The organism is Vibrio sp. 1402 (assembly GCF_033340275.1).
On record NZ_JAWOWE010000137.1, the window covers coordinates 1 to 875 of the forward strand.

At 50.3% G+C, this 875-nt stretch carries 1 protein-coding gene and 1 pseudogene; both read left to right on the plus strand.

Annotation, left to right across the window (positions count from 1 at the left end; all coding sequences use genetic code 11):
• Positions 1–462 (plus strand): oligogalacturonate-specific porin KdgM family protein (locus R7044_RS24635; protein WP_225455926.1); only part of this gene is annotated, 462 nt, incomplete at its 5' end.
• 15 nt (positions 463–477) lie between these two features.
• Positions 478–875: pseudogene (locus R7044_RS24640) on the plus strand (exopolygalacturonate lyase); the annotation flags it as partial.

Here is an 875-nt window from a genome sequence, read left to right on the forward strand (position 1 = left end):
CATGAAACTGGCGTGAGCTACCGTTGGAAAGCGACCGACAATTTCTCCCTAACGCCGGGCATTAACATTGATGCCAGCCCATCGGGTGCGTCAGTGTTCAAGTACAACTTGACGGGCGCGTACAAAATCAATGACGAGTGGGATGTCGCTGCGCGTATTCGTCATGGGTACAAAAACACGGACGACTCGCGTTACAACCAGCTCAACCTTTACGCAAACCGTAAGTTTGAATGGGGCAAGCTTGGCGTAGAAGCGGAGTACAAAGATATTCATGGTGGTGAAGGTGGCTGGAAAGACAAAGGTCATGATCAGCTGATCGACTTTAAAGGCGAATACACCAAGTTAGAAAGTGGTGTGATTCCATTCTTCGCTATCGCGGCTATCACGCACAAGGGTGACGGCTCAGAGTTTAAAGATGAATATGTTCCTCGTTTCCGTGTCGGTTTGAAATACAACTTCTAACAAGGAAAAGTGACCATGAAAAAACACACTTTAGCCTTGTGTCTGGCGGCCATATTGGCCCCAGCCGCACACGCTGCTGAGATTAAGGTCGAAGACCTGACTTGGAAAGCGATCACTTTTGGTCAATCGACCGACATGAACTTTGGCTCAACCATTTTGCCGGAAAAAGTCGGCGTGAACCAAGTGACGGTCAATGGTGATGTTGTCGCTGCTGGTACGTTAGCGTCCACATTTACCATTGAAAGCCGCGGCGGCAAGTTAGCTAACTCGCATGAAGGCCTCACCTTTTACTACACCGAGCTACCAACCGATGTGAACTTTACCCTCAGTGCCGATGTGGTGCTTGAACAGCTTGGCCCGGAAACAGGCGCGACACCCAACCGCCAAGAAGGCGCAGGTTTGATGGTGCGCGA